This window comes from Streptococcus sp. oral taxon 431, assembly GCF_023115445.1.
Classification (GTDB): domain Bacteria; phylum Bacillota; class Bacilli; order Lactobacillales; family Streptococcaceae; genus Streptococcus.
Genome location: NZ_JALDUI010000003.1, coordinates 149,015 through 154,110, shown reverse-complemented (window position 1 = coordinate 154,110; position 5,096 = coordinate 149,015). Strand labels below are relative to the sequence as shown.

The 5,096-nt window shown below is 40.6% G+C and carries 1 protein-coding gene; it reads right to left on the bottom strand.

Features of this window, described 5'->3' with window-relative positions:
- Positions 1–4,910, bottom strand: a 4,910-nt coding sequence (locus M1R56_RS03555) for a sialoglycan-binding domain-containing protein (protein WP_248034629.1), incomplete at its 3' end; no start/stop codon positions are given.
- Between the last annotated feature and the right edge of the window lie 186 nt (positions 4,911–5,096).

Sequence of the window (5,096 nt, the reverse complement as noted above, 5' to 3'; positions counted from 1 at the left end):
GGTGTTACTACTGCATCACCATTTGGTTGTTGAGTAATTTCAATCTTACCTGGTTTTTCGGTTTCTGGTGTTGCTGGTGTTACCTTACCTGGTGTTGTTACATTCACCGGTTGTGATGGTTTCTTATTCGGTTCGGTTACTGTTCCTGTACCTGGGACAGCTTTCTTAGGAAGATTGTCATTTGGTACTTTACCTGAACCGTCTTTACCGATTTCAACAGTGATTGGACCATTTTCACCTGGGATTTCTACCGTAGTTTTTGGTGGGTATGTTGAGCCATCTGGTTTCTTAGGCGTTACAATCGCATCTCCATTTGGTTGTGGGGTAATTTCAATCTCAACTGGTTTTTCAGTTTCTGGTGTTTCTGGTGTTGTTACCGTTACTTTTACTGGAACTTCATCTGTTGAACCATCTGGATAAGTTACTATAACTGTACGTGTGACTTTACCATTGTTAACAGTTGGAGTTTCTCCAGCTTTCCATGCGTAAGTCGTTGTCGTACCTGGTGTTGTTCCTTTATCTGGCAAGTCAGACTTGTTGGCAATATAAGTCTCTGGTGATCCCAAATCTGGAACAGTTCCATTTGAAGTCAGATTCACTGTAGGATTTGTAGCTGTTGGTGTATATTTATCAGCTTGCTTACGGAACTCAATCTGAATATTGGCGTTATTAGCAGGACCATTGTTTCCACTGTTATTTGTTAGACCTTCTTGGTCATATCCGCTAATATAACGATTCCAGATATTTTTGCTAGCATCAGGATTAATTGTCTGACCTTTACCTACATACCCTGAAATATTTACCTTGTACGGATTAGTATCTGTCGCATTGCCAGCTTGACCTAAATTACTTGTATTAGCCGTAAAGTTAATCTTTGTACCATTAGCAGGAATTTCAAGACGACCACCATTTGTAACTTCGAAATTACCTGATGGTGCTACTGCTTGAGCATTGTCGTGAACCTTAATCTTATCCAAGCGACCACTGTTATCAGTTAAGTTCACATCAACGCTAAACTCTTCTTCACGATAAACGATAATCTTATGTGGGTTAGTGCCATCAATTTCTGCATTACTAATAGGTGTTAAGCTAGTAATCGTTGGTGGTACTGTATCATTAACTGTGAAGGTAACAGGTACTTCATCTGTTGAACCATCTGGATAAGTAACCACAACTGTTCGTGTTACTTGTCCATTTGTAACAGTTGGATTTTCACCATCTTTCCATGTATAAGTCGTTGCAGTACCTGGTGTTGTACCTTTAGTTGGTAAGTCTGACTTGTTGGCAATATAAGTCTCTGGTGTGTTATAGCCACTGATTGTACCATCTGTTGCTACATCGATTTTAGAACCTGTTACTGCTGTTGGAGTGTACTTATCAGCTTGCTTACGGAACTCAATCTGAATATTGGCGTTATTAGCAGGACCATTGTTTCCACTGTTATTTGTTAGACCTTCTTGGTCATATCCGCTAATATAACGATTCCAGATATTTTTGCTAGCATCAGGATTAATTGTCTGACCTTTACCTACATACCCTGAAATATTTACCTTGTACGGATTAGTATCTGTCGCATTGCCAGCTTGACCTAAATTACTTGTATTAGCCGTAAAGTTAATCTTTGTACCATTAGCAGGAATTTCAAGACGACCACCATTTGTAACTTCGAAATTACCTGATGGTGCTACTGCTTGAGCATTGTCGTGAACCTTAATCTTATCCAAGCGACCACTGTTATCAGTTAAGTTCACATCAACGCTAAACTCTTCTTCACGATAAACGATAATCTTATGTGGGTTAGTGCCATCAATTTCTGCATTACTAATAGGAGTTAAGCTAGTAATTGTTGGAGCTACTGTGTCACGAACTGTGAAGGTTACAGGCACTTCATCTGTTGAACCATCTGGATAAGTAACTACCGCTGTACGTGTGACTTGACCATTGTTAACAGTTGGAGTTTCTCCATCTTTCCATGTATAAGTCGTTCTTGCACCTGGCGTTGTACCTTCAGTTGGCAAGTCAGACTTGTTGGCAATATAAGTCTCTGGTGAGTCATAACCACTGATTGTACCATCTGTCGCTACATCGATTTTAGAGCCTGTTACTGCTGTTGGTGTATATTTATCAGCTTGCTTACGGAACTCAATCTGAATATTGGCGTTATTAGCAGTGTTATTGTTTGTGTTGTTATTTGTCAGACCTCCTTGGTCATATCCACTAATATAACGATTCCAGATATTTTTGCTAGCATCAGCTTTGACTTCCTGATTTTTACCAACATGACCTGAAATATTAACTTTATATGGGTTAGTATCTGTCGCATTGCCAGCTTGACCTAAATTACTTGTCTTATCCGTGAAGTTAATACTTGTACCATTAGCAGGAAGTTCAAGACGACCACCATTTGTAACTTCGAAATTACCTGATGGTGCTACTGCTTGAGCATTGTCGTGAACCTTAATCTTATCCAAGCGACCACTGTTATCAGTTAAGTTCACATCAACGCTAAACTCTTCTTCACGATAAACGATAATCTTACGTGGGTTTTTACTATCAATTTCTGCATTACGATTATCAGTTAATTTAGTAATTGTTGGTGCTACCTGGTCAGCTGGTGTTATCTTAGCTGGAGTTGTTACATCAGGAACTTCAACAGTTGGTTGACCTGGTTCTGTAATCTTACCTATACCTGGGACATTACCTTCAGGTAAATCACTATTAGGTACTTTACCTTTACCGTCTTTACCGATTGTGACTGGGATTGGCTTGTCACCTTTACCTGGGATTTCTACCTTAGTTTCTGGTGGGTATGTTGAGCCATCTGGTTTCTTCGGTGTTACTGTAACGTCACCTGTCTTAGGATCTTGATTCAACTCTAATGTTGGTGTAATAGATTGTGTAACCTTGACAGTTGATGTAAACTCCGCACTTTGTCCAACGTTATTGACAGACTTGACCTTGACCTTATAGTCGCCAGGATCTGAAGCAACACGACCTGTGATAATAAGCTTGTGCTCATAATCACTCACTTTTTGAACTTCAACTTTTTGATCTTTAAGTTCCAGCTTACTATCCACTAACTTGATAGAATCAGCTGGATTATAACCTAGTTTTGGATCACCAAGTGAAAATCCTGCTAGATTATCTTTAGTTGTAAATTCAAGTCGAATTTCCTTACCTTTTTCGATAGTTTGATCAGCCCCCGTCACCTTAGGAGATGGCAAACCATACCATTGCATATCATTTCGGTGGGTGCTGAACTCATAGGAGCGCATCCCTGCTGCATACATGAGTGGAGTCCCCTCAGCAGCCTTGGTTTTGAAACGAAAGATATAGTTTGATGCACTATCCTTAGTTCTACCACGATAATCAATATCAAAATGATAAACTCTTTGCGTATGCTGGATCAACCAATCCTTCAAATAATCTGATACCAGAACATCCTTCTCCGTTGTCGTACGGGCACCACCTGTACGATTAAAATAGAGTGTATCAGGTTTTGAAATGATTTCTTCAAATGTTTTAATCTCTCCATCAGCACCTTTCCAGAAAGCATCGGTAGTGGCGGCTTTGCCCCAAGCCTGCTCGATAGCTCCACCAGGGGTACCAATGTTAACATCCTTAGACGTAGAGCTAACCTGATCTTTAAAGATGTCGTATAAGTTTCGTGGTAATCTTCCTTGAGTTTCAATACGTCGTTTTCCACCAGAACCACCCCAGTAACTACCAAATGATGCCGAACCGTCGTCTACCAAGGTATGACCAGTTGGAATGGTAAACCAAGCATGGGCATTTTGGTGGTTTTCAGGATTACCTTCAAACTCAATGACCCAATCGTATGTATCTCCGTTTTTAGTGACATCAACCTTAACGACATCCTTGACATCCTTAACTCTTTGTTTATCCGCAGTATTTTGGTTACGATCTCTAAAGAGCATGGTACCGGCTGGATAACCTGAGCCATCTCCTTCTTTTGTGAAGTAAAGACCGACAGCATCGTCATACCTTACTCCCTCATCAGCACGAAATCTTGTACCGACTGGGATAGTTGCGCCATTACGGACGTCATTATGCCCAGAAGTCAAACGATTACGTGCAATCATAACAGATCTTTCGTTACGTTTGATGACACGATTCATATCCTCAACATCACGAAGGCTAACTTCTACACCACCAAATGCAGACTTGGCTACGGCAACTTGGGCGTTAGCTTTTTCCAAGATTTCACGTGTCAAGTCATTCTCAGGTGTTTGGGCGATAGCCTGCTCCAAACGATCAATAGATACTTTGAGACTAGCTTTAGCTTTTTCCAGTTGCTCAGCATTAGTATTTTCTGAAGTTTCCTCAGACTTAGCTGAAATTTCTGGAGTTGGCTTCGCTACTTCTGGCTTGATTTCTGGAGTTGCTTCCTGTGTACTTTTGTCATTTTTATCTTCTTTGACTTGAGGAGTTTCCACTGCACGTAGCTGGTCCAAAACATTGGTCAAGCGAGCTACCAAAGCATCCACTTCTTCTTGACTCACTTTTGAATCAGCGAGAGTCTGTTCAGCCTTAACAAGTTCTTCATTAGCGGTAACCAAAAGATCTGTATTAGCAGCTTCCTTGACATGGAGCTGGTCTTTGATCTGTGCCACAAGCTGACTTGCAGTAGCTGTATCCACTTTTACAGAACTAGCAGGCTCTTCCTTATCTTGCGATTCAAGCGAACTCGTTCCTTGAATTGAAGCCCCTACATGAGGTTGTTCGACAGGTGTTACGCTATCCGCACTAACGACGCGCGCACCCAAAAACATCAGCGCTGCAACAGCAACTGAAGCCGCACCAAAGCTATATTTACGAATAGAGAAGCGTAAAACTTTTTCCTGTTGTCGACGCTTTACTCTACTTAGTGAATTTGATTTTTTTTCCATCGTTCCTCCTTATATTAAAGACAAAATCAAATTGAGAAGCAGTATTCCCTCTGGGGAATAATACAATAAAAATCACTCTTTTGAGCAATTTTTACACATCACAGCTATTACAGCTATTACAGCTATTACAGCTATTACAGCTATTACAGCTATTACAGCTATTACAGCTATTACAGCTATTACAGC